This window comes from Pseudoalteromonas aurantia, assembly GCF_005886875.1.
GTDB classification, from domain to species: Bacteria; Pseudomonadota; Gammaproteobacteria; order Enterobacterales; family Alteromonadaceae; genus Pseudoalteromonas; species Pseudoalteromonas aurantia_A.
In genome coordinates this window covers 1-21,609 of the sequence record NZ_PNBY01000044.1, presented here as the reverse complement: position 1 = coordinate 21,609, position 21,609 = coordinate 1, and the positions used below count along the sequence as shown (strand labels likewise).

18 protein-coding genes are annotated in these 21,609 nt (G+C 40.3%); 5 read left to right on the top strand and 13 right to left on the bottom strand.

The genetic code is table 11. The features are described 5' to 3' along the window. Positions 1–31: 31 nt before the first annotated feature. Genes CWC18_RS09835 through CWC18_RS09820 form a run of 4 tightly spaced genes read right to left on the bottom strand, consistent with a single transcriptional unit; the run spans position 32 to position 4,609 of the window. Positions 32–883 (bottom strand): nuclear transport factor 2 family protein, encoded by an 852-nt coding sequence (locus CWC18_RS09835; RefSeq protein ID WP_138675176.1) that lies wholly within the window; start codon positions 881–883, stop codon positions 32–34. Then, positions 877–1,974, bottom strand: a complete 1,098-nt coding sequence (locus CWC18_RS09830) for an ester cyclase (protein WP_138675175.1) — start codon at positions 1,972–1,974, stop codon at positions 877–879. Before CWC18_RS09830 ends, CWC18_RS09835 begins: the two co-directional genes overlap by 7 nt. 56 nt (positions 1,975–2,030) lie before the next feature. Beyond that, the gene (locus CWC18_RS09825) at positions 2,031–2,990 is read right to left on the bottom strand and encodes an ester cyclase (RefSeq protein WP_249930096.1); all 960 of its coding nucleotides are present in this window, start codon (positions 2,988–2,990) and stop codon (positions 2,031–2,033) included. A gap of 8 nt (positions 2,991–2,998) precedes the next feature. Then, positions 2,999–4,609: a sodium:solute symporter family transporter gene (locus CWC18_RS09820; RefSeq protein ID WP_138593699.1), complete on the bottom strand. Its 1,611-nt coding sequence runs from the start codon at positions 4,607–4,609 to the stop codon at positions 2,999–3,001. Positions 4,610–4,741: 132 nt separating this feature from the next. Here CWC18_RS09820 and CWC18_RS09815 point away from each other — a divergent pair, with 132 nt between their 5' ends. From CWC18_RS09815 to CWC18_RS09805, 3 genes are all read left to right on the top strand, one after another. Further along, positions 4,742–5,758: an ester cyclase gene (locus CWC18_RS09815; protein ID WP_138593698.1), complete on the top strand. Its 1,017-nt coding sequence runs from the start codon at positions 4,742–4,744 to the stop codon at positions 5,756–5,758. 13 nt (positions 5,759–5,771) lie between these two features. Next, entirely contained in the window at positions 5,772–6,788 is a 1,017-nt protein-coding gene (locus tag CWC18_RS09810) for an ester cyclase (RefSeq protein ID WP_138675174.1), read from the top strand. Between the two features lie 344 nt (positions 6,789–7,132). Further along, positions 7,133–9,538 carry a TonB-dependent receptor gene (locus CWC18_RS09805; protein WP_138675173.1) on the top strand — a complete coding sequence of 802 codons (2,406 nt, stop codon included), beginning with the start codon at positions 7,133–7,135 and terminating at the stop codon, positions 9,536–9,538. A gap of 445 nt (positions 9,539–9,983) precedes the next feature. Here CWC18_RS09805 and CWC18_RS09800 read toward each other — a convergent pair whose 3' ends face one another. From CWC18_RS09800 to hisD, 4 genes are read right to left on the bottom strand one after another with little or no spacing between them, the layout of a single operon-like run. Further along, positions 9,984–10,763, bottom strand: a complete 780-nt coding sequence (locus CWC18_RS09800) for an HpcH/HpaI aldolase family protein (protein ID WP_138593695.1) — start codon at positions 10,761–10,763, stop codon at positions 9,984–9,986. Next, positions 10,756–11,472 (bottom strand): alpha/beta fold hydrolase, encoded by a 717-nt coding sequence (locus CWC18_RS09795; RefSeq protein WP_138675172.1) that lies wholly within the window; start codon positions 11,470–11,472, stop codon positions 10,756–10,758. The genes CWC18_RS09800 and CWC18_RS09795 overlap by 8 nt, the downstream gene beginning before the upstream one ends. Then, positions 11,447–12,466, bottom strand: a complete 1,020-nt coding sequence (locus CWC18_RS09790) for a LacI family DNA-binding transcriptional regulator (RefSeq protein ID WP_138593693.1) — start codon at positions 12,464–12,466, stop codon at positions 11,447–11,449. The genes CWC18_RS09795 and CWC18_RS09790 overlap by 26 nt, the downstream gene beginning before the upstream one ends. Positions 12,467–12,470: 4 nt before the next feature. Then, positions 12,471–13,745: a histidinol dehydrogenase gene (hisD, locus tag CWC18_RS09785; protein WP_138675171.1), complete on the bottom strand. Its 1,275-nt coding sequence runs from the start codon at positions 13,743–13,745 to the stop codon at positions 12,471–12,473. A 109-nt stretch (positions 13,746–13,854) separates the two neighbouring features. Here hisD and CWC18_RS09780 point away from each other — a divergent pair, with 109 nt between their 5' ends. Then, positions 13,855–14,598 carry an SDR family NAD(P)-dependent oxidoreductase gene (locus CWC18_RS09780; protein ID WP_138593691.1) on the top strand — a complete coding sequence of 248 codons (744 nt, stop codon included), beginning with the start codon at positions 13,855–13,857 and terminating at the stop codon, positions 14,596–14,598. 39 nt (positions 14,599–14,637) lie between these two features. After that, positions 14,638–15,657: a cupin domain-containing protein gene (locus tag CWC18_RS09775; protein ID WP_138675170.1), complete on the top strand. Its 1,020-nt coding sequence runs from the start codon at positions 14,638–14,640 to the stop codon at positions 15,655–15,657. Positions 15,658–15,903: 246 nt separating this feature from the next. Here CWC18_RS09775 and CWC18_RS09770 read toward each other — a convergent pair whose 3' ends face one another. The 5 genes from CWC18_RS09770 to CWC18_RS09750 all read right to left on the bottom strand — a co-directional run bounded on the left by CWC18_RS09770 (position 15,904) and on the right by CWC18_RS09750 (position 21,124). After that, positions 15,904–17,160, bottom strand: a complete 1,257-nt coding sequence (locus CWC18_RS09770) for a Y-family DNA polymerase (protein WP_138675169.1) — start codon at positions 17,158–17,160, stop codon at positions 15,904–15,906. Next, on the bottom strand, positions 17,148–17,561 hold the full coding sequence (locus tag CWC18_RS09765; protein WP_138593688.1) for a LexA family protein: 414 nt from the start codon (positions 17,559–17,561) through the stop codon (positions 17,148–17,150). Before CWC18_RS09765 ends, CWC18_RS09770 begins: the two co-directional genes overlap by 13 nt. 334 nt (positions 17,562–17,895) lie before the next feature. Continuing rightward, on the bottom strand, positions 17,896–19,098 hold the full coding sequence (locus CWC18_RS09760; RefSeq protein WP_138593687.1) for an ABC transporter permease: 1,203 nt from the start codon (positions 19,096–19,098) through the stop codon (positions 17,896–17,898). 10 nt (positions 19,099–19,108) lie between these two features. Next, entirely contained in the window at positions 19,109–20,425 is a 1,317-nt protein-coding gene (locus CWC18_RS09755) for an ABC transporter permease (protein ID WP_138593686.1), read from the bottom strand. 12 nt (positions 20,426–20,437) lie between these two features. Next, entirely contained in the window at positions 20,438–21,124 is a 687-nt protein-coding gene (locus CWC18_RS09750) for an ABC transporter ATP-binding protein (protein ID WP_138593685.1), read from the bottom strand. Positions 21,125–21,609: the final 485 nt, after the last annotated feature.

Genomic DNA, 21,609 nt, shown 5'->3' with positions numbered 1-21,609 from the left:
CACTACTGTAACGTGAACTTGAAGACAGCCTCTAGCAATGGCGATATAAATCAGATTCTGGGTATCGTTTTTTGTGAGCACATAAATCAGCGATGGTAATATCTTGATTGATTTTCCCCTCTTTAAACGACAAGATAGATACGTATGGCACTCTAATTCGTTTACCGTTTTCGTCTCCATCTAGATACCACTTCACAGCGACTTTGCCTTTATCGACAATCACCTTTTCTATTTGACAAAAAATGCGAGATAAATGAGCGTATTTATTCATAATAAATTCAAATAATGCTGAGGGTTTAATCGCATCTTCATGGCCGGATAAAATAATGTTGGCTTGCTTCTCGTATATGCTGTCTATTTTAGATAACTGGGCAGCGCTCCATATAGACCACCATGCATCAAGCAATGATGCTAGCTTGTCTGATATATTTGCAATGTTTGTCGGTGTTACCAATTCGCATTGCAGGTGATTTTGCTGATCATAATCATGTAAAATAAAGGCATCAGGGGTCGGCAGTGTATTTAAGATTGTTTTTTTAGAGTGTTTGTTGATACAGTCCAGTTTCATAGTATCAAGCATCGCATCAATTGATTTTATCACTTGCCCGTTAGTTTCAAGCCATAATATATAATGTACTGACGATTGGGCTTTTTCAGGTTTTATACTTAGACAAATAATATGTTCATTGTCAGATTTTAATTCAAATGATTCTTCAATGGTGCATTTACCAAATTGTTGAAATAGGCAAATAAGTCGGTTTTTTATCTGACCCGCACCATATGCTTTATGTAAATGCTGAGACCAACACGTTGAATGCAGTAATTTATGCTGAAGTCCAGCTACATCACCTTTGGTAATTGTATTTATAAAAGTAGTTAGCATGGTTCACCCCTTTGCTGAATGTCATGATCACGAATAAGGTTTGCATAAGCAGCAACTTCATCAAATACAGTCCATTCTTGTTGGATTTTTCCTGAAATTACTCTTAAGTGTGTGGCTGCCAAAATAAAAAAATCTTGACCATTGTAAGTTGAAAATAGTGGTTCTGTGGCTAAAAAGCGACCAATCGAAGACCATCTAATGGCAATGTCGAATCCCTTATCCTCAAAGGGCGTGATGGCAATATGATCACATGTTGCCAAAGCATCAGGACACTGTGCTAACCACTGAATAAATACGCCTCTGATACCTGTAATACCGACTGACTCAACCCCACCAGGCCATTGCACTTTCGCATTGAGGTGGTAGAACTGTGAAATAGGTCCGTAATCTTTTCGATTGAAGAAGGTATCTAGCCATTGAGATGCAAAATCGGCCATGGTTTTATCAATCGGTGTGTGCCATTGATGGTCTGTTAGTTCTTGTTTTCTAATCCTGTTTATTTCATTTTTACGCCATTTGTAAAATTCATCTGGCGCTTTAAATGTCGCAAAGTGTTTGGCTGCGTCAATCAGTTCAATTCCTAGCTGTTTAATGAGGAAGCTGTTATCTCGCATGAGCCATTCATAGACGATTTTGTTCTCAAAGCACACACAGTCGGCAATGGTTGTCACTCTGCCAGTTTTACCCGTAGCAGAGCCAAATTCCGAAGGTCCTTTATTGGTCATAATGCTTGTTATGCGGTGAGAAGAGTAATAACCATCTTGTTCACCGAGCTCTCGCCAAATTACGTTTTCGCCAATCAAAGAGCGATCAGGGAAGGCACCAATGGTTTTTAGCGTATTAGTGACAATGGTATCTACCTGATCTGAGTAGCTGCCCAACGTATGCACAGGACAATATTGCGCATAGTAATCTAAGCAAAGACCGATGTTTTTCTGTTCCCATATTCTATGTGTTATGCGAATAATGTAATCGACAATGTCGATAAATTCCTCATCAAACCCAGTCATTTTTTGCGATTTTGGGCCTGTTGGTGCCAGCAATTCAGAGATGTCTTTCCAATAGACTTGGGTGATCTTATTTTGAGTCATAATTTACTATCTTTTCTTTATGTGTTGAATTCGAAGTCATTTTGAGTTAAAGAAAACTATAAATTGTTGCTTAACTTCATCATTTCAAAAACATCTAGGCCCATTTGCTTGCACATATGGATGATGTCTATTCCAACCCAGTTTTCCTTTAATTTGTTTCCTTCTCGACGCCAAATGTCCATGACTCTGAGTTCAAGGTTTTTACCACTTGGAGGCAGGCCCAGCCAGCCACCTGATAAGTGAGAACCATGCATATGCGGCCAACCCCCAGTTGCGACATAGTGCCCTTTTTTAATTATGGTTGCCTTGTTATCAACGGCTCTATCTGGAAAGCTAAATACAAATGGGCCCTGATGATGCTTTCTAAAGCCCTTTATGCCTCGAGTTGTACCTATACCTGCTGGTCCGTACCACATAAAATCGTTATGCCAAAACTTATTAAGTTGCATGCTTTCTAATGATTTTCCATCGAATCTGCCTAATTCATCTAGCATATCCATAACAAGCTTTTCTGTTATGTCAGCTGACTCAGTTGAACTAGACACGGGGTTCAAGCCATCCATTGTGCTGGGAGGCATGATTAAACCATCATGACCTAAGCTTTTCCTCAAAGGGTTTACACCTGCTTGATTCATCACATCGAGGAAGTCTAAAATGATGAAGTAATCGGCAATTTTGCCTTGTTCTAGCTTTACCAGTTCAGTAAACCGCAAATAGAGCGTTTTATGCGTAGCAGGGATGTCAAATAAGTGATTACTAAACGTGCCTATAAAGTAGCCTGTTGCAGCGATCCACTGTGCCCCTTGATAGTCACTTGAAAACTCAATCATCGGTTTTCTTTCAATATCAGGTAAAGCCTGTTGTAAATGTTGCCAATAGCCTAATGAAACCTCATTGATCCCGTGTAACTCGTTGATAGGATAAGAGGCATTGAGTCTCATATTATCCATGGCAAGCTCATTTAAATTACCTTGGCCTTTTAATGCATTGTAAAAATGTGTGATTATTGACATCATTTTTCCTCTTAAACTAAGTATTGTAAGGAAGATAGAAAGAGTAAAGTGGCGATAAAGAAAGCAAATAACCAGTAGTTAATGGGATCTATTTTGCCAGGTAAGCGATACCAGCCATGCTCTTTTTCAGCCCAGCCCTCATCGGCAAACTTTTTGATTTGGCCTTTAACAGTATATTCAGAGAGAGTATGCTGTTTGCCGTCTAATATGCGGCTAGCAATGAGCGTTATACAAATATTTGTGCCAGCACCAATTAGACAATACCAAGGCCAAGCGATATCTGTGCCTATTGCGACTGCGGCAACCACCACAAAGCCAGTACCTGTTCCAACTAATAAGCCATTTTCTGTGGCTTGTTTAAAAAAGAACCCTAGGACAAACATGCCTAGTTGCGCGCCCACAAAATACGATCCAACCTTACTGAGTACCTCTAAAATAGAACCTGAACTATGCAAGTGATATAAAATGGCAGGGAAAATAATAATCACCGCCCAAAGTAGCGTAAATAAACGAGATGCTTTTAAATAGTGCGCTTCACTTTTACCTTGTTTGAAATATTTTTTATAAAAATCGATGGTGGTGACTGTTGAAAGGGAGTTAAATGCAGAGTCTAAACTTGACATAGACGCAGCCATCACCGCTGCCGCAATGATCCCCATCAGGCCGGGCATGCCGTAATCTGATGCAAACTGCAAGATAATGGTATTGTCATTTTCGAAAGGTTTACCTTGGTAATAGGCGTAAAATAGTACCCCGAGAATGATAAAGAAAAAGTAAATAAAGAAAGCAACAAAACCCATCAGTAGATATGATTTTTTAGCGTCACCGATATTTTTAGCCGCTAAAGTTCTTTGCACCATCATTTGATTGGTTCCGTAAACCGTGGTGTGATAAAGCGCCATGGCAATCACGCCACTCCATACTGTACTGGTCGCTGTAAAGTCAAAATCCATGTTGAGTGGGTTTAATTTACCTTCTGACTTTAGCTGTGTTAACGCATCCATGATAGAAAAGCTACTTTCTTGGGCAAGGGCATAAAAAATGATCCCCGCACCTGTAAATAAAATGACAGACTGCACTACATCCGTCCAAATAACAGCGGTAATGCCACCTAATACGGTATAAATAAGCGCAATTAGCGTCACAATAAAAATGGCTGCGATAACATCAATCCCAGTGATAAAACTGAGTACGACGGAAGTGGCATACAGTACAGCAGCCGAAGACATGGTTTGAGATATTAGCCAAAGTGAAGAGATCAATGCTCTGGCACGTTTTCCAAAGCGCTTTTCCTGATATTCATAAATAGAGGCAACGCCGGCATTGTAGAAAAATGGAAAAAAGAAAATGATCACGGCCATAATGACAAGGGGATAATTTAGATGAATGGCAATGACACTTAAGCCTTCATTATAAGCCCAAGCTGGCGCGCCCAAGAATGTCATTGCGCTGACATAGGTTGCAATGACCGATATGCCAATTGCCCACCAAGGCGTTGTTTTTTGTCCTATATAGAAATCTTCATCGGTTTTAATTTTTTTACCGATGACTAGTCCTAATAACAGGTTGGCAATAATGTAAGTTATCAATATTCCCCAGTTTAGCGCCCCAAACTCAATCATAATCTTGCCTCTAATCCTGAATATTTAGTTATTTTTATTTGTTTTGATAATTTCATCATATTGACTTCGAAGTCAATAGTAAATACATTCTAAGTCATAAATACAATAATACAAATCAAATGGGGAGAAATTATGAGCAGTTATCAAGCCGAAAAGTCATTAATTATTAATTACTTTAAAGCGATGGAGCAAGCTTCAAAAAAAGGTGTAAAAAATATTCAAAAAGAGTTTTTAGCTGACGAATATCAATTTTATGGTGTTTATCCCTTTAATCATTTGTCATGTAAAAACGAGGTAGCTGACAAGGTATGGCAACCTTTGCTTGAATCATTTTCAAATTTACAACGTCGTGAAGATATATTTATGGCGGGTGAAAATGAGATTAGTGGTGAAAACTGGGTTATGAGCATGGGTCACTTTATGGGGCTATTTGATTGTGATTGGCTGGGGATCAAAGCAAATCGCAAGCTTGTGATGCTGCGCTATGCTGAATTCAATTGTGTTGAGAATGGCAAAATTACCAAAACTGGTTTATGGCTTGATATTATCGGTTTGATGCAACAAGCAGGGTGTAATCCTTTGCCTCCCCAAACAGGATCTGCGTCTGTTTATTTTGGGCCAAGACACCATGATGGACTGTTATTTGAAGAGCATGACCCCAATGAAGCAAAAATAACACTCAAGGTACTCAATACCATGATCGAAGATTTAAGCATATTAAACCAAACGTGCAATGATCGAGCCGGTCCTGAAGTGATGCAGAAGAATTGGCATGATGACATGGTTTGGTATGGACCGGCAGGGATTGGTGCAACTTACACGATTGCTCGTTATCAAGAACAACATATGTATCCATTTAGAGAGGGCCTTCATGACAAAGTGTTTAATGGCCATGTTTGTCGTTTTGCAGAGGGTAAATTTGCTTGCTTTTTTGGTTGGCCAAACCTAACTAACAAGTCAAAAGGTGGTTTTTTAGGACTTCCCAGTGGTGACACCCGTGCAGATATGCGCATTGTGGACGTATATTACCGCTCTGGCGACAAACTACTTGAGAATTGGGTGTTTATGGATATTCCTTATTGGCTGAAGCAACAGGGGGTTGATATCTTGGCACGCACCGCGTGTATTTTAAACCCAACAGTAAATTAAGAAGGCTGGATTTATGTCTTGTACACACTTAGATAATAAGCAATGCATTTATGAGCTCAGTCAAACTCAATACAATTTTGAACCTGAAAACGTTCAGGTTGCATTAAACCATCTATTTTCAACAGACGCTAAAGTTCAACTGTGTTACCCATTTGAGACAATGTATGGTCCTAAATCGTTATTTGAGCAGGCCATTCTGCCTCTTAGTCAATCAATCGATGATCTAGAGCGGCGTGATACCATTATTATCGCAGGTGAGACTGAACAAGGAGCTAGTTGGGTCGGCGCATGTGGTTATTATTGTGGCACTTTCTCAAAGCCTTTTTTAGACATACCACCAACGGGTCATATGGTCTCGATGAGATTCCATGAGTTTTATAAATTCGACAAGGGGAAAGTATGCGAATTTCAAGCAATTTGGGATATTCCAGAACTGATGATGCAAGCCAATGCTTGGCCCATGGTACCCAGCTTGGGCAGGGAATGGCACGTCCCCGGTCCTGCAACATTAGATGGCATAAGCTTGGTTGAGCAAGAGAAAGGCTTGACACATAAGGCTCTAAAGACGGTTGTTAATATGTGTGATGCGTTAGGTAACTACGCCGCTGGTGGTGTTAAGGCCATGCAATTAGAAAAATATTGGCATCCAAAGTGCTCTTGGTATGGCCCATCGGGTATTGGTACAGCGAGAACATTAAATGGCTTTAGAAATTGGCATCAGATCCCTTTTTTAAATGGCTTACCAGATAGAGTTGGTGATCCGCATTTAGGACATGCATTTGCTGATAACAGTTATGTGGGCTTTACAGCTTGGCCTGGAATGACTATGACTGTCAGTGGTTCAGGCTGGTTAGGCATTGCACCTGGCGGACAAAAAGTTACTATGCGCAGTCTCGATTTTTGGCGATTAGAAGGCAGTTTAATTAGGGAGAACTGGGTCCTTATCGATCTGCTTTCTGTTTATATGCAATTGGGCGTTGATGTATTAGCACGTATGAGGGAGTTTAATAAAGCACGTAATAATCAATAATCCGTGTTATCTCGCAATGCGCTTCATTCAATTGGAGCGCCTAACCTTGATCCCTCCATACTATAAAAATTCAAAGTGAAAATTAGTTTCACTCTTAAAATCAATATTTGATTTCGAAGTCACTCCATTTTGGTGTTAGCCTGCTTTTGGTTAACTTGTTGTTTTTAATGTTTATATGTGAGAGTTAAAAAGTTATAAAGAATTTAAATTAATTTTAAGTTGTTTTTTAATTGACTTGTTTTTGATTCCGAAGTACAAATAAAAGTGTTCATAAAAAGTACACTTATAAATAAAATATTCATCAACAAACAAGCTTGTGGCAAAGTAGCAAGTAGGGGGACACCATGAAGCCAGTTTCGATTAAAAGATTTTCTAAGGCCATTATTTCAATCTCAGTAGCAAACGCTTTATGTATTCCTATTGCCTTTGCTGACGATGACAAAGAAACACCGAAAACTGAAAAAAAAGGCAGCATCGAGCAAATTATTGTTACCGCTAACCGTCAAGCGCAAAGTTTGCAAGAGGTATCGTCTTCTATTACAGCGGTGGGTGATGAAGCCATTGAACGTGCAGGTATTGTCGATATCACCGGTTTGGAAAGTGTTGTGCCAGGCCTAAAAGTTGGCAGCTCGGGCGGTGAAGTTCGACCTGCTATGCGAGGCGCTAGAACCAATGAAGTCGGTGTTGCAGGAACCGGTATTGCTGAGCAAGTGGTTGGCATCTTTCAAGATGGTATTTATGTGCCAACCACCACCGCTGGCTTGGGAGCTTTTGTTGATATTGAACGAATAGAAGTGCTTCGTGGACCACAAGGTACTTTATACGGCAGAAATACATTTGCGGGCAGTATCAATGTTATTACTAAGCAGCCAGTCATTGACTCATTAGAAGGCCATTTAAAAATCACCACAGGCGCATATAATCGCAGTGCTTACGAAGGCGTGCTGAACTTACCAATTTCGGATGATATTGCCACTCGCTTTGTCGTTGCATCTGACCGCCATGATGGTTTGATAGAAAACCACGTATTATCAGGCCCATCTGATGATTTAAGAGAAAAAAATCAATTTTATGCGCGTTCGGTTACCCGTTATGAACCCAGTGAAGATTTTAACTTTACGGTACGTTTCGATTACTCAAATAAAGATGCCAATTCTGAAGCAATATGGGGTTATCAACAAATAGCAGGTTATCAGATATCTGAAACATCACCTGGTTCCGGTGTTTTTAATCCTAATGCAACTGTAACGCCTGGCCACATTTATCAACCAGCGAATGCGCAAAGAAACGATAAAGGTCCTTACGATGTTTATCGTAATGCATTCTCTTTGGATAAACAGGAAACCTTTTCAGCCACAACGATACTTGAATATTATGGCAATGATATTGCTGACATTAAGTGGACCACAAATTACTCAAAATTATCGGGCACACAATTTTATGACAATGATTATAGCGATGGTGGGCTAGATTTTGTCGGTGGCTTTGGTCGAAAAGATGATCAAAAGAACTTTTCAACTGAACTGCAATTTTCATCAAATTATGACAGCCCATTACAGTGGATAGCTGGATTATATTATTACGATCAAGAAGCTGACTGGTCTTGGTTATGGCGAGAAGATACGACAGGGGATGGCGTGGCAGACAGTGTCAGTGTGCCGAGCTGGGGAAATCCTGATTATGACCCGCATACCGTTGATTCAATTGCTATTTTTGGTCAGTTACGTTACCAAGTCTCAGATGAATTGCGACTGGTTGGCGGCTTACGTTACAACAAAGATGAAAAAACCTTTACGGGTGAAAGTATTCCTGATTGGGGTGACTCAGCCGTTTTATGGAAAGCGGCCATTGAATACGATGTATCAAATGACAGTATGATTTACGCAAGTGCTGCAACAGGGTATAGAACGGGAGGTGCAAATGACGGTCGTGTTGTCTCTCGAGGTGCTGAGCCTCTTTACGATAATGAAGAGGTTATCTCTTATGAAGTCGGTTTAAAAACAATGCTACTTGAAGGTGCTATGCGTTTTAATGCCTCTGCATTCATTAATGAATACGACGACGTTAAAGCACAACTATTTGCGGTTGCCTGTAACGACACAACTTCTGGTCAAACAATATTACAATGTGTTGCCGAAGGCACTCAAACAACATTTGAATATTATGAAAATGGGGGCGCAGTCGAGTCGTTAGGGGCTGAAGTAGAAATTCAATGGTATCCAGTTGATGCGTTATCAATCTCGGCATCGTTGGCTTATTTAGATTCTACATTTTCGGATGATTATGCAGTCGGTAACTCTGAGTTAAGACCCTTACTAGGGCTGGGTAACCTAAATGGTCGTCAGGATGTGAATGACAATAACAGTCAATTTAGTTTTAAGGGATGGCGTCCAGCTATGTCACCTGAATATACGTTGGGCTTAGCGGCCACTTATGAATATGAGTTAGGTAATGACGCTTATTTGATACCGCACATCTCGATTAAGTACTCAGATGATTACTATGCCTTTGATACCAATATTGATGAAGTTAAAGTAGATGCGCATGCGATTATTGATGCCCGATTGACTTATATTATCAATGATAATATTCAGTTGGATTTCTTTGTACAAAATGTAGGTGATGAGCAAGTATTGACCCGTGGTGTTGTGCATTCACAAATTGTGAATGGTGCGCCAGCCAACTCTGTCCAGGCAAACTGGAATAACCCTAGAATATGGGGAGCCAGCTTTAAATATACTTTCATGTAGCTCATTACTGATTTTATCTTGAAACGTTATTTTGCAAAAGCTAAGTGGGTATCTACTTAGCTTTTTATTATTAATGGTATTTAAATTCTTCTTTTGACTCATTTCAACCGGCATACCCCATCAATTTGATTTAGCTCGACGTGTTTGTATAACGCATAGGATATGCAATGCTCTGCTTGTGTGTTTAATCACATGCATATAAATGAGCGTTGTGTACACACAGCTATGACTTGACTGGGATTGAATCGTTTTTTTATCGCGGCCATTTTGTAGAAGGTATATTGTAAATAGAGTTGTGTAAAATACGCAGTGAAATGTTTTGTATTCTTGTAGGTAAGTTTATCGGCTGTGTCTATGTCTCTTTGTAATTGTTAGGTTTTTTGAGCGAGATTACAGTTAGCTCCTCAGTTTATTGAGGAGCCCAAGCTGTCGTATGAATGTGGGATTACTGAGCTTCAACGGTATTTTTTACAGCTTCGGTAAAACGATTTTGTAGTTGTTTTGCACCAGAAATCATAAAACCATGATCAGAGCCAAGCAAAAACAAAGAGACCTTTTTGTCTATCCAGTGCTCTAGTTCAGCTAAATTAGCGATGAACATACCTGTAGTCACATTGTGTCTATTGGCTGTATTTACAATTTGCTCAACTGTTTGAATTACCTTAGGTGCATTGGGGTCGGTTTCCCCCAAAGCAACAGTGAGATCCATGCGGCCAATAAATAAGCAATCTACGCCATCAACACTACATATTGCATCCAGATCATCAAGTGCATCTAAATCTTCAATCTGAGCAATAATGCTGGTGTTTAATTTATTATGTTGTAAATTGTCTTGTATGCTATTTGTGGTGTAACCAGCCATTCTTGTTGAGCCTGCATAGCCACGACCATTATTTCCAAAATAACTCTGTTTAATTATTCTCTTTAGCTGCTGAGCAGTTTTAATATGCGGTATCACAATGCCATCGGCACCTAAATCCAATGCATTTAGAACGGTATCATGATGATCATTAGGCAGCCTAACGATAACATGCTGATTATTTGCCTTTGCCGCCAAAATACATACATCAAGAGCGTGCCGTTCAAAAGGGGCGTGTTCTGCGTCTAAGCAGATTGTGGCAAAGCCCAGTTTTGAAATCACTTCAGTATTATGCGGATGTGGTGTTTTTAAAAAAGTGCCTAATAAAGGCTTTTGCTCAGATAAAGCGCATTTAAAACTAGTCATAATACGTTTCCACCCATTGTTCAATAATGTGTTTGATTTCGTAAGGCTTTTCTAGGGGCGCAAAATGCCCTGTATTTTTAATAATATGTAGTTCAGCATCTTGTGCGAGTAATGACATATATTTTTGATGTTCAACAGGACAGGGAATATCGTTTTCGGCACCAATGATCAGTTTGGGTTTATCAAACTGACTGAGCAATTTTTCAGAATTGGGCCTTTGCGATAAAATATTAAACTGTGCTTTTAGCACATTTATACCAAGGTCTTTTGCCATATCGACAACTACCTGAGCTTCGTTGCATTGGGTATTTTTAAAATAAACGGGCAAATAAACAGACCGAATTAACGACGTTACTCCTTGTTTTTCTGCTATTTCGATGTGCTGATTTCGGCCTTCTTCTCTGCCTGGTAAATCTTCATGACAATTACTGTTTAAAAGGCATAAACCAATAACTTGGTCAGGGTAATGGCGAATAAAATCAAAAGCTAAGATGCCACCCATTGAAAAACCTACTAAAACTACAGGTTGATCTTCTAGTGTTTCTTTCAATCGTTGCGTTGTGTGTAGTAGTGAGTTTTCAGTACTGAATTCAATGACAACACTATTATAATGCGCACTGTTTAAAAAGGGCTGAAACATTTTGCTGGTACATAACGTACCAGGCAAAAAAACGAGTGTGGGTTTATGTTTTTGGATTTGCTGGGCCAACGGTATTACCTTCTATTAAGGAGCCGGACCATACACGTAACTGAGCGGGGTTATCAGGGGTTTCAATTTGCTCGAGTAAGATATCGACTGCTGCTTTTGTCATCAATTCAAGCGGTTGCTTAACAGTCGTCAGTTGGTAACTGTGCCAAGCAACAGCACTAACGCCATCAAAACCAACAACAGATAGATCTTCTGGTACACGCAGTCCCCAATTGCGGCGAGCTTCGTCTATCACGCCAATGGCCATGGGATCATTACTGCACACAACCGCGGTAGGCGCTTTGTTATCTTTCATCCATTGATGGAATGCTTGCTTACCTGAGTCATAGCTGTAGTCACCATAAAGAATAGGCACATCTTTATGACCTTTTGCACTTAAAGCTTTTATTGCACACTCTAAGCGTTCATTGGCAACGTCTGATTCAGTCGGGCCTGCAAGCACCAAGTAATCTTTATGTGCTTGTTTGTCTAATAGCGTTACGAGTTGAAATATACCTTGTTCATGGTTAACACATACTGAGCTGGCAGTTTGCCCTAGCACGACACGATTATATAAAACAACTGGGATATTATGGTCTTTAAATTTTTCAATACTCTCATTATCGAAGTGCGCTGCAAGGGCAATCACACCATCGACTTGGAAAGTCCAAATTTGCTCTAGGATTTCATCAAGCCCTTCAGAGTCATCTAGATTAAAAAGCAATACTCGCTCGTTGCATTCTGCTAACCGTTTATTGAGTAAAGACAACACTTCAGGGTAATTTATATTTGCGCGAGAGGACAAGATCACAGCCACCATACCGGAGCGTTTAGTGATTAGCATTCTGGCAATTGCATTAGGTTTATAACCTAACTCATTGGCAGTTGTTAATACTTTTTCTCTGGTTTTCTTTGACACACTACGGCCTTTTAAAAAGACCCTTGAAACTGCAGATTGTGATACACCTGCAGCCTTTGCTACGTCATAAGAGGTAACTCGTTTTTTCTTGTCCAATGCTCTATTTCTCGTATCTTCTTAAGCGAATATCGGCTTGTTCCTTGTGTCCAGCAAAGCCTTCAACAGCACATAAACGTGAGCAATAGTTACCTACGACAACTGATGCTGCTTGTGTGACCTTTTGGAATGTACAGGTTTTGATGAATTTACCGACCCATAAGCCGCCAGTATAACGCGCTGCTTTTTTAGTTGGAAGGGTATGGTTTGTTCCAATACATTTATCGCCATAAGATACGTTTGTTTCGGGACCAAGAAATAAAGCCCCAAAGTTTTGCATATTGTCTTTATAATATCCGATATTTTCAGTCATAACTTGAACGTGCTCAAAGGCCAGCTCATTTGCAACTTGAAGCATTTCATCATGGTTATCGCAAACGATAATTTCACCAAAGTCACGCCAAGCTTGGCCTGCCACTTCAGCAGTCGGCAAAATTGTTAGCTGTCGTGCTATTTCTAACTCCGTGTCTTTAGCAAGTTTTTCACTGTTGGTAAGTAGCACTGCTGGAGAATTTAGGCCGTGTTCAGCTTGACCTAATAAATCAGCCGCACAAAGTTCTCCATCAACGGTGTCATCTGCAATGACTAACGTTTCTGTTGGACCAGCGAAGAGATCGATACCAACTCGACCAAACAACTGACGCTTAGCTTCAGCAACAAATGCATTACCTGGACCGACAATCATATCAACCGGTGCAATTGTTTCTGTGCCAATTGCCATTGCGGCAACCGCTTGAACGCCGCCAAAACAGTAAATTTCGTCCGCACCAGCCAAATCCATAGCAACAACGATAGCGGGTGAAGGTTTACCATCAAAAGGGGGAGCACAAGCAATCACACGTTTTACACCTGCGACTTTTGCTGTTACCACACTCATATGGGCAGATGCAACGAGCGGATATTTGCCGCCTGGTACATAACAGCCCACTGATTCCATCGGAATATGTTTATGGCCAAGTGTGACACCAGGTAAAGTTTCGACTTCGACATCTTTCATTGAGTCTCGTTGTATTTGTGCAAAATTGCGTACCTGCTGCTGTGCCCACTTAATGTCAGCAATCACTTGATCATCAAGTTGCTCATAACATGCCTTGATTTCTGACTTTGAAAGTCCGTATGACTTCGGAGTCCAATTGTCGAAGGTTTCTGAGTAAGATCTGACTGCTGAATCTCCATTTTTTTCGATATCAGCGATAATATCTTCTACGATTTTTTGCACCTTTTTGTTTGACTCTGCTTTTTCCTCTAATGTAGGCCCTTTCTTGATATATCTAATCATTATCGACTCCTGCTGGTGTTTTTTTTATTGAACAAATTAACAAAAATTCTTGATTATGAATTCATCGTACTTAATAATGACTTCGAATGCAAAAGTATTGAGGTGTTTTATGAATGGGTTTAGTTCGAGTTTATTGGCTAATAAAACGGTCTTAGTTACGGGGGCTGGCAAAGGTATTGGTAGGGCGTGTGCTTTAATGGCAGCCAAATGCGGCGCACAAGTGATCGCAGTTGCGAGAACTCAGGCTGACCTCATTGCTTTACAAAATGAACATCCCTCGCATATTCAAGTGTGGCAAGAAGACATTACCTCACCCCATTTTTTGGATCGGGTTTTATCTCTCAACGAATTGCATGGCTTGGTCAATAACGTTGGCACCAATAAAGTTGCCAATATGTTTGATCAAGCGGATGAAGATTTAGACATCGTACTAGATCTCAATCTAAAGAGCTTATATCGCACTGCGAAGGCGGCATTGACACCCATTAAAAAAGCAGGCGGTGGCGCTATTGTGAATATGTCATCACAAATGGCTTATGTGGGATCGCCAGGCAGAACGCTCTATTGTATGTCAAAACACGGAGTTGAGGGTTTGACCAAAGCAATGGGCGTTGAATTAGCCCCATTAGGAATACGAGTCAATTCAGTCTGTCCAACATTTGTTCTAACGCCTATGACCAAGCCTATGTTAGAGAATGAAGAATTTAAAGAGTTCGTTTACAACATGATACCCATGAAAAAACTCGCAACCACTGAAGATGTTGCAAATGCATGCTTGTTCTTACTGAGTGAATTGGCCTCGATGGTAACAGCGACAAGCATCAAAGTGGATGGTGGCTGGACAGCCCAATAATCCAACCGGATCAATACATAAATGACAGGAGCAAAGACGATGACAATTGAAAACAGAGCTGTGAGATATCAGTCACTTATTCCATGCACCAGTGCCTTTATTGACACCCGAAGCCCAGGTTCTGATAAAAAAGAAAATTTTACGATTATTGGCCCTGGGGTTGCTGAAAATCCTGAGCAGCATGTACATATCAGTATTCCACATGGCTTTAACATTGGTGGTGCGCGCCAACCAGCAGGGTGTCTGAACTCCCAACATAGCCATTTAACCGAGGAAGTTTTTGTTGTTCATACTGGGGTATGGCGATTTATGTCTGGTGTCAATGCAGATGATGGTGACGTTGCTTTGGCAGCAGGTGATGTTATCTCTATCCCAACTGATATTTTCCGTGGTTTTGAATGTATTGAAGGTATTAAAGAAGGTAATAGAGACGATTTAGGTTACCTTCATGCGGTGTTAGGGGGCGATGATCCTGGTCGTGTTTTGTGGTCACCCTCAGTGTTTGACATGGCTAAAGAATACGGATTAGTTCTGCTGGCGGATGGCTCACTAATAGATAAAACAAAAGGTGAAGCTATTCCTGCCGGTAAGCAGCCCATGTCAGTGACGACAAAGGCGCAAATAGAATCACATAGGGTAGTGACAAGTGAAGAGTTAAAGTCGATTATACTCAGATGTGCAGAATTTGATTGGCAAAATGATACGGTTTTATCAAAGTTTGCAGGCGTTGAAGAAGCCGCTTTAATTGGCGATGAGAACAAAAATGAGCACATTAAATCATCAAGATTAGGTTGGTCACATGGCTTTGTTATGCGTGCATTAAAAATGCAGCCTAATGCGTCAATACCAGAGCATATAAGACAAGAAGAAGAAGTGATATTTGTGCATAAGGGCAGTGTAAAAATCACCGTGGGCAATGAAAGCATAGAGCTTTCAGAGGGAGATAACTTCACAACGCCAATCAGCTCCGTTAGGCGTTTTGAAAACATACGTGATACCGAAGCAATTCTTTATGTGACCCGTGGGGGGAACTCTCCTAGTACTCCTCAATTTATTTAAGTTAATTAAAAAGATTAGCCCCAAAATAAGATAATTTATACATCAACAGCCTCTAGTTTTGGTATATTAATTTTAAGCCAGTAATAGAGCTAGTTTTATGTATTTGCTAATGTTTTTGTATCTTGAAATCCTATTTGAGGTAAGCGAATAAAGCCTTTATCCAAAGAGTAATAATCTGCAGTTTTTGGAGGTGGAACCATTACACCACCGCCGGTAAATTAAATCAGTGAATAATCTGTCCCACGGTTAACATTTTATCGTGGGAATATCTGCCCAGCGAGTGGTATATCTCGGAGATAAATACTCCCGCTTCATTGTCCAACCAGTACTTTGCACTTCGCTACCTAACCGCGCCGCGGTCGTACCATATCGCTTATTTATCTGGTCCATTACCTTCATAAGTTGTGGTTTGTCTTGAGATCCGTTAAACATATCTGCTTGCTGAAAGTTATCATCTTCTAGTTCGATTGCGCCAACTCCTGCTTTGTAATATTTAACTCCAGGTTTAAACAGGCTGTCAAAAATTTGCTCGACGGCTTTGGCCAAAACCGTGCTGTCACTTGATGCGACAGGAAACGATTGTATAAATGATTTTTTAAAGAACCCGTCTTCGTGGGGTGAAGAGTGAGCAAAAACAATAATACGTTTTGTAAGAGAGTGTTGTTGTCTGAGTTTTTTGGCAATAATAGAGCAGTGGGTTACCAATGCCGCCTTTAACGCTGAAGGGTCGGTAACCCGCTCTCCAAAGCTGCGTGTGCTATAAATCTCTTTTTTGCGCTGTTTGACCTGATCCCATTCTAAACACTGATGGCCATTAAGCTCTTCAACGGTTCGTTCTAATACCACACTAAACTGTCTGCGCATGTGCTTTGGGCTTTGCTGTGCTAAATCTAGCGCGGTGTTGATCCCCATTAATGCGAGCTTTTTAGTTAGCCGCCGACCAATACCCCATACATTGCTAACGTCCATACGCGATAGCACCTCTTGACGTGTTACTTCATCATGAATAACTGCGACACCCGTTGCATCGGTAAACTTTTTTGCGGCGTGATTAGCTGCTTTTGCAAGTGTAGGGGTGGGGCCAAATCCAACGCCGACGGGAAGCTTTGTCCGACGCCATACTGTTCGTCTTATTAAGTGCCCGTAGTTATACCAACTATCTACAATAGACGCGTAGCCATCGAATTTTAAAAATGATTCATCAATCGAGTAAACATAGCTTTGATCGCTAAATTGGTTAATTGTGTTCATCATTTTTTCAGACAGGTCGGCATATAACTCGTAATTAGATGAGCGAATAACAACGCCATGTTTGTTGAGTACATGCTTTAATTTAAAGTAGGGCTCGAATTTGGGGAACCCTAAATTTTTCGCTTCAGGTGAAGCAGCAACAATACAGCCATCGTTGTTTGATAACACAACAACGGGTTTTTTGCGTATCGTTGGATCAAAAACCTTTTCTGCAGACGCATAAAAAGAGGTGGCATCAACTAGCGCATACATTTGAAGAGCTCTGAATTGTTTCGATGCATGCGTACGGACCCGACAACAACGCCTTCTAGCTGAAAGTTATCACAATCACCAATATTTACAGGGGCATAAATAGGCGAGGCAGACCTTAAAATTCGATGCTGAATATCTAGCAGCTTACACACAAATTCATTGTTGTAGTTGGCAACGATCACATCGTTTTGCTGCGGTGCTACAGCTCTGTCAACGACAAGTACATCGCCATCAAAAATTCCAACGCCTTGCATAGAATCACCAGAGGCGAGGCCAATAAAGGTAGCGTTCGGGTGCTTAACTAACAACTGATCTAAAGATAGCCCAAGCTCTTTGTATTCAGAGGCCGGAGATTCAAAACCTGTAATACCGGCTTGCGCCTTAATAGGAATAACTTTCATAAAATCGCACTTAAATTACTGTATACATATACAGTATAATCTTGTTTTGTCGATTTTGCCAATATGATACGGCTGTTATGGCCATTCCAACACTGAACCGCTTTTCTTAATTAAGCTATGTGCATTAGGGCAGCTTCTTTAGGCGAAGAAAAAAGAGCATGTTACAGTCAAGTAAGCGCGGGTTTATTTACGTAAAGTATATAGAACGCCTATAACACGGTAGGTGTAACGAAGGGGTGGTGGTATAGGCATTAACTAAGGCAATTTAACGCTGACTAACAGTGCTTACAAACAACTTGCCCCTATGCTTTTTTGGCAATAGGGGCTTTGGCTATTAGCCTTTCGTTGTTATAGCAGGTGACACTTTGGCTGCTTGACTCACCGGATACGCTACCGCTAATTGACCCAGTAATACAATCGCACCCGCACCGAATAGTAAAAAGTTTACAGGTACCGGAGTGATTGAAAGTAACTCTACAAATTGGTTATTGAGTATGATTGCGGCGAGTACTCCAATTACGACGCCTATTGTTGATATGATGGCATTTTCTAACATAAAGTAACCAACCACTTGAGATTGACTGGCCCCGAGCGCTCGGCGTGTGCCAATTTGTTTTATCCTTCTGTTAATTGTAAATTTAGCCTGCCCTAAAATTCCAAATAAGGTAATGATGGTTAAACCAATACAGACTGATGTTAGCAATTGGTTATTTGCAACATCAGCTTGATAACTTCGCTTTTTTATTTCGCTTAGTGGCTCAATCGTTTCTATGCGTTTATTAGCATGTATGAGCAGTACCTCGGGTATCGCTTTTATCACATTCTCCATCTGACCTGGTTCTACACGAATTACATAGCGTTGGCTATGGTTAGTTTCACGTACTGATGAAATAACCGTGTATTCAACCATACTCCAAGAACTCCATGCATTTTGTAGTCGCTCTATTACGCCGATTACCTCATGAGGCTCTTTATTGAAATAGATACTTTTACCGAGTATTGCCCTCCAGTCATCTGGAGATATTTTTTCCGCTAAGGCTTTGGTAATAAGTATTTTAGCTGATTTATGTATTCCATTTAGCTCAGTTGTTTGTATATCTGAAGCAGAAAAACCTTCTCCCGCGACCAATTTTAGCCCTAAAGTGTCAATCACATCCTCGTTTGAACCAAAGTAGCCGCTAGATGCCACATATTCTTCATCTGGGTCGAATCTAACATCTAAGTAAGAGCCCCAGCCTTCAAGTGGGAGTGCAGTCATAGGTGCTACGTTTACAACGCCATAAATACTTTTTAACGCAATTAAGTCGTCTTCTAATTGATTGACTAAATCGCCTTGTTCATCAGACAAATTGGTAATGACACTCAGAGTATTTGCTATATCGACTCCAACAGGGCGGGCAATTAACTCATTTCGCTCAGAAATCATATAAATGGCATTCACTAGTACCATAAAGGTCACTGCAATTTGAAATGCCAATAGAATAGGGGCTGTTTTTTTCTTTTTAAATGTTTTTATGATAGGTAAAAAATCACGCATTTTTCATATCCTATAAGCTTTTCAGCTGGCTTGAGGGTTGCATGCGACTTGCTTTGGTGATTGGGTAAAGCCCAAATAGTAAACTCGAAACAACTGCCAACAGCACAGTACCCATAAGGAGTTGGCTATTCATTTGCATCAAACCTGAATGTAAATAGTGATAGGTATTGGCTGCTGCCATGAGCCCAAGTTTTGCAAATAATAACCCAAGTAACCCACCCGCTAGGCCTATGACCGACAACTCAATTGCAAATTGTTTGATAATATCATTTTGACTTGCTCCAACAGCGCGGCGTAATCCAATTTCGCCCGCTTTGGCATCAAATTTAGCAATCATAAGGCTCATACAATTAAGTAAGCATACAAGTAAAAACAGCGCTGCTAACCACACGGCCATTTTACTGTCATCGCTTACAATCTCTTCGTCGGTCAGGTACTCTTTTAACGGTAATAGCTTATTGAAAATACGACGTGGGAATCGGCCCAGTGCTTGCTGCTCTTTCGCATGGTTATCAATAAATGCTTGATACTGGTCACGGTCTTGCGCATTGGAGAGTTCTACCCAAAAAATGATCCACATACACTCTGATGTGAGCAAAGCTGCAAAAGATTGATCGTCCGGCTCTTTCCAACAGTAATTACTTATCAACTTTAAAGTGAGGAGTTCGTTTTTAATTTGTGTATTGAAGGGGATAAATACACCATTCGGTTTTTTAAACGCCGCATAAGATAGTTCATAGTACTTAGGAAGTGGGTTCCAGTCGTCTAATACTCCAATAACTCGATAGGTGTCTTTACCAAAGTAAAAGGTTCTACCAACAGAGTTCTCACCATTGAACAGCCAACCGTTAGTTTCTTTCGTTAAAACGGCGACTTGAGCTGCATCTTTGCCGTCTTGTTCGCTCCAGCCTGCACCATGCAAAAAAGGCACTTCAAACATAGCAAAGAAGTCGCTAGTCGCTGTACGAACTTCTAAAGTTTGACGTTCTATACTTGGATTATCAATAGAGCCAATCTCCGTTTGAATAGCGCCTAGCGCAACGTGATTTTTTGGTATATCCGATTTTAGTAATGCTTGAACGTCTTGATATGCGATCGTGTTGGGCAAAATATCATTATCAGCAAACTCATAATTTAAACTATCAAGCTGAACTTGGTATAAGTTAGCACTTTTACTGGGGATTGGGTCTTTGGACATCATATAACTGATAGTATAAGTGGTCATGGTTGCACCGATACCAATTGCTATCATTGCGATCATTAACAGGGTTAACAGTGGTGTTTTGCGCAGGCTCAGCAGGGCTAGTTTGAAATAATAAAAGTACATCCTTGATGACCCTTATGCTATCGCTTTTTGTTGGGTGTATTCAGACAAGTGCCCATCTTTGATTTGCACAATACGCTTTGCCTGAGCAGCTTGCTCATTATCATGAGTCACCATGATAATGCTTGTGCCCGCAGCGTTGATGTCTTTAAGTAATGACATAATGCCTTCTGCCATTTTCGAGTCGAGGTTACCGGTTGGCTCATCGGCTAAAATAACGGAAGGGGTACCCGCAATGGCTCGGGCGATAGCAACGCGTTGCTGTTGGCCACCGGAAAGCTGAGTAGGGTAATGATCTTTTCGTCCTGCGAGCCCGACTTGTTCAAGTGCTTGCATGATGCGCTTGTCTCGTTCATCACGGTTAAACTTTCTATAACGTAGCGGCATATCGACGTTGTCATAGAGGTTGAGTTCGGGAATGAGGTTAAAACTCTGAAATACAAATCCAATTTTTTCGTTTCGATAGGCTGACTTTTTTTTATCGGTAAATTGAGCAACATCTTGCCCGTCTAATTCATATAATCCGTCCGAATGTTCTTCGAGTAATCCTGCAATATTTAAAAAGGTTGTTTTACCTGAGCCTGATGGGCCGATGACACTGACAAATTCACCTTGCTCAATGGTAAGATCGAAGGGATGTAACGCTTGCGTTTTTACTGCATCCGTAAGAAACGCTTTAGATAGGCTCTTCATTTTTAACATTATTCTTCCTTGTTATTGTAAAGTATGCACATTAAGTGCTTTTTATATATCTGAGTCAAATATTACGATGAGAACAGTGGTTTATAAGCACTAACCGGCTATTAAAAACGCATAAAGTGAGCATTGTAGTTTTGTTAAAAAATAGCCTGCAGCACAAAGATTTTTAAGGTTTTTGTTAGTTATAATCCCCAGTTTTTTAAAATGACACTCTTCTAAGTATCTACTTTTAACATATAAATAATATTTAAGTTGAGTAATGTACACTTGATTATCTTAAAAGTCACGAGTGTTAACTTTTTGTTTTTTAAAATGGGCTAAAATCTTATTTTTATGAAATTTTTCATTAATTAATTGGGTTTGGTTTTAATTATTTAAAGATCTTAACTAATTAAATAATATTCAAGGCCTAAATGATATATGCGTGATAATGTGGCCCACAAATATGGGTTAAATTCACTTAAATTAGCAGGGCAAGATCATGAACT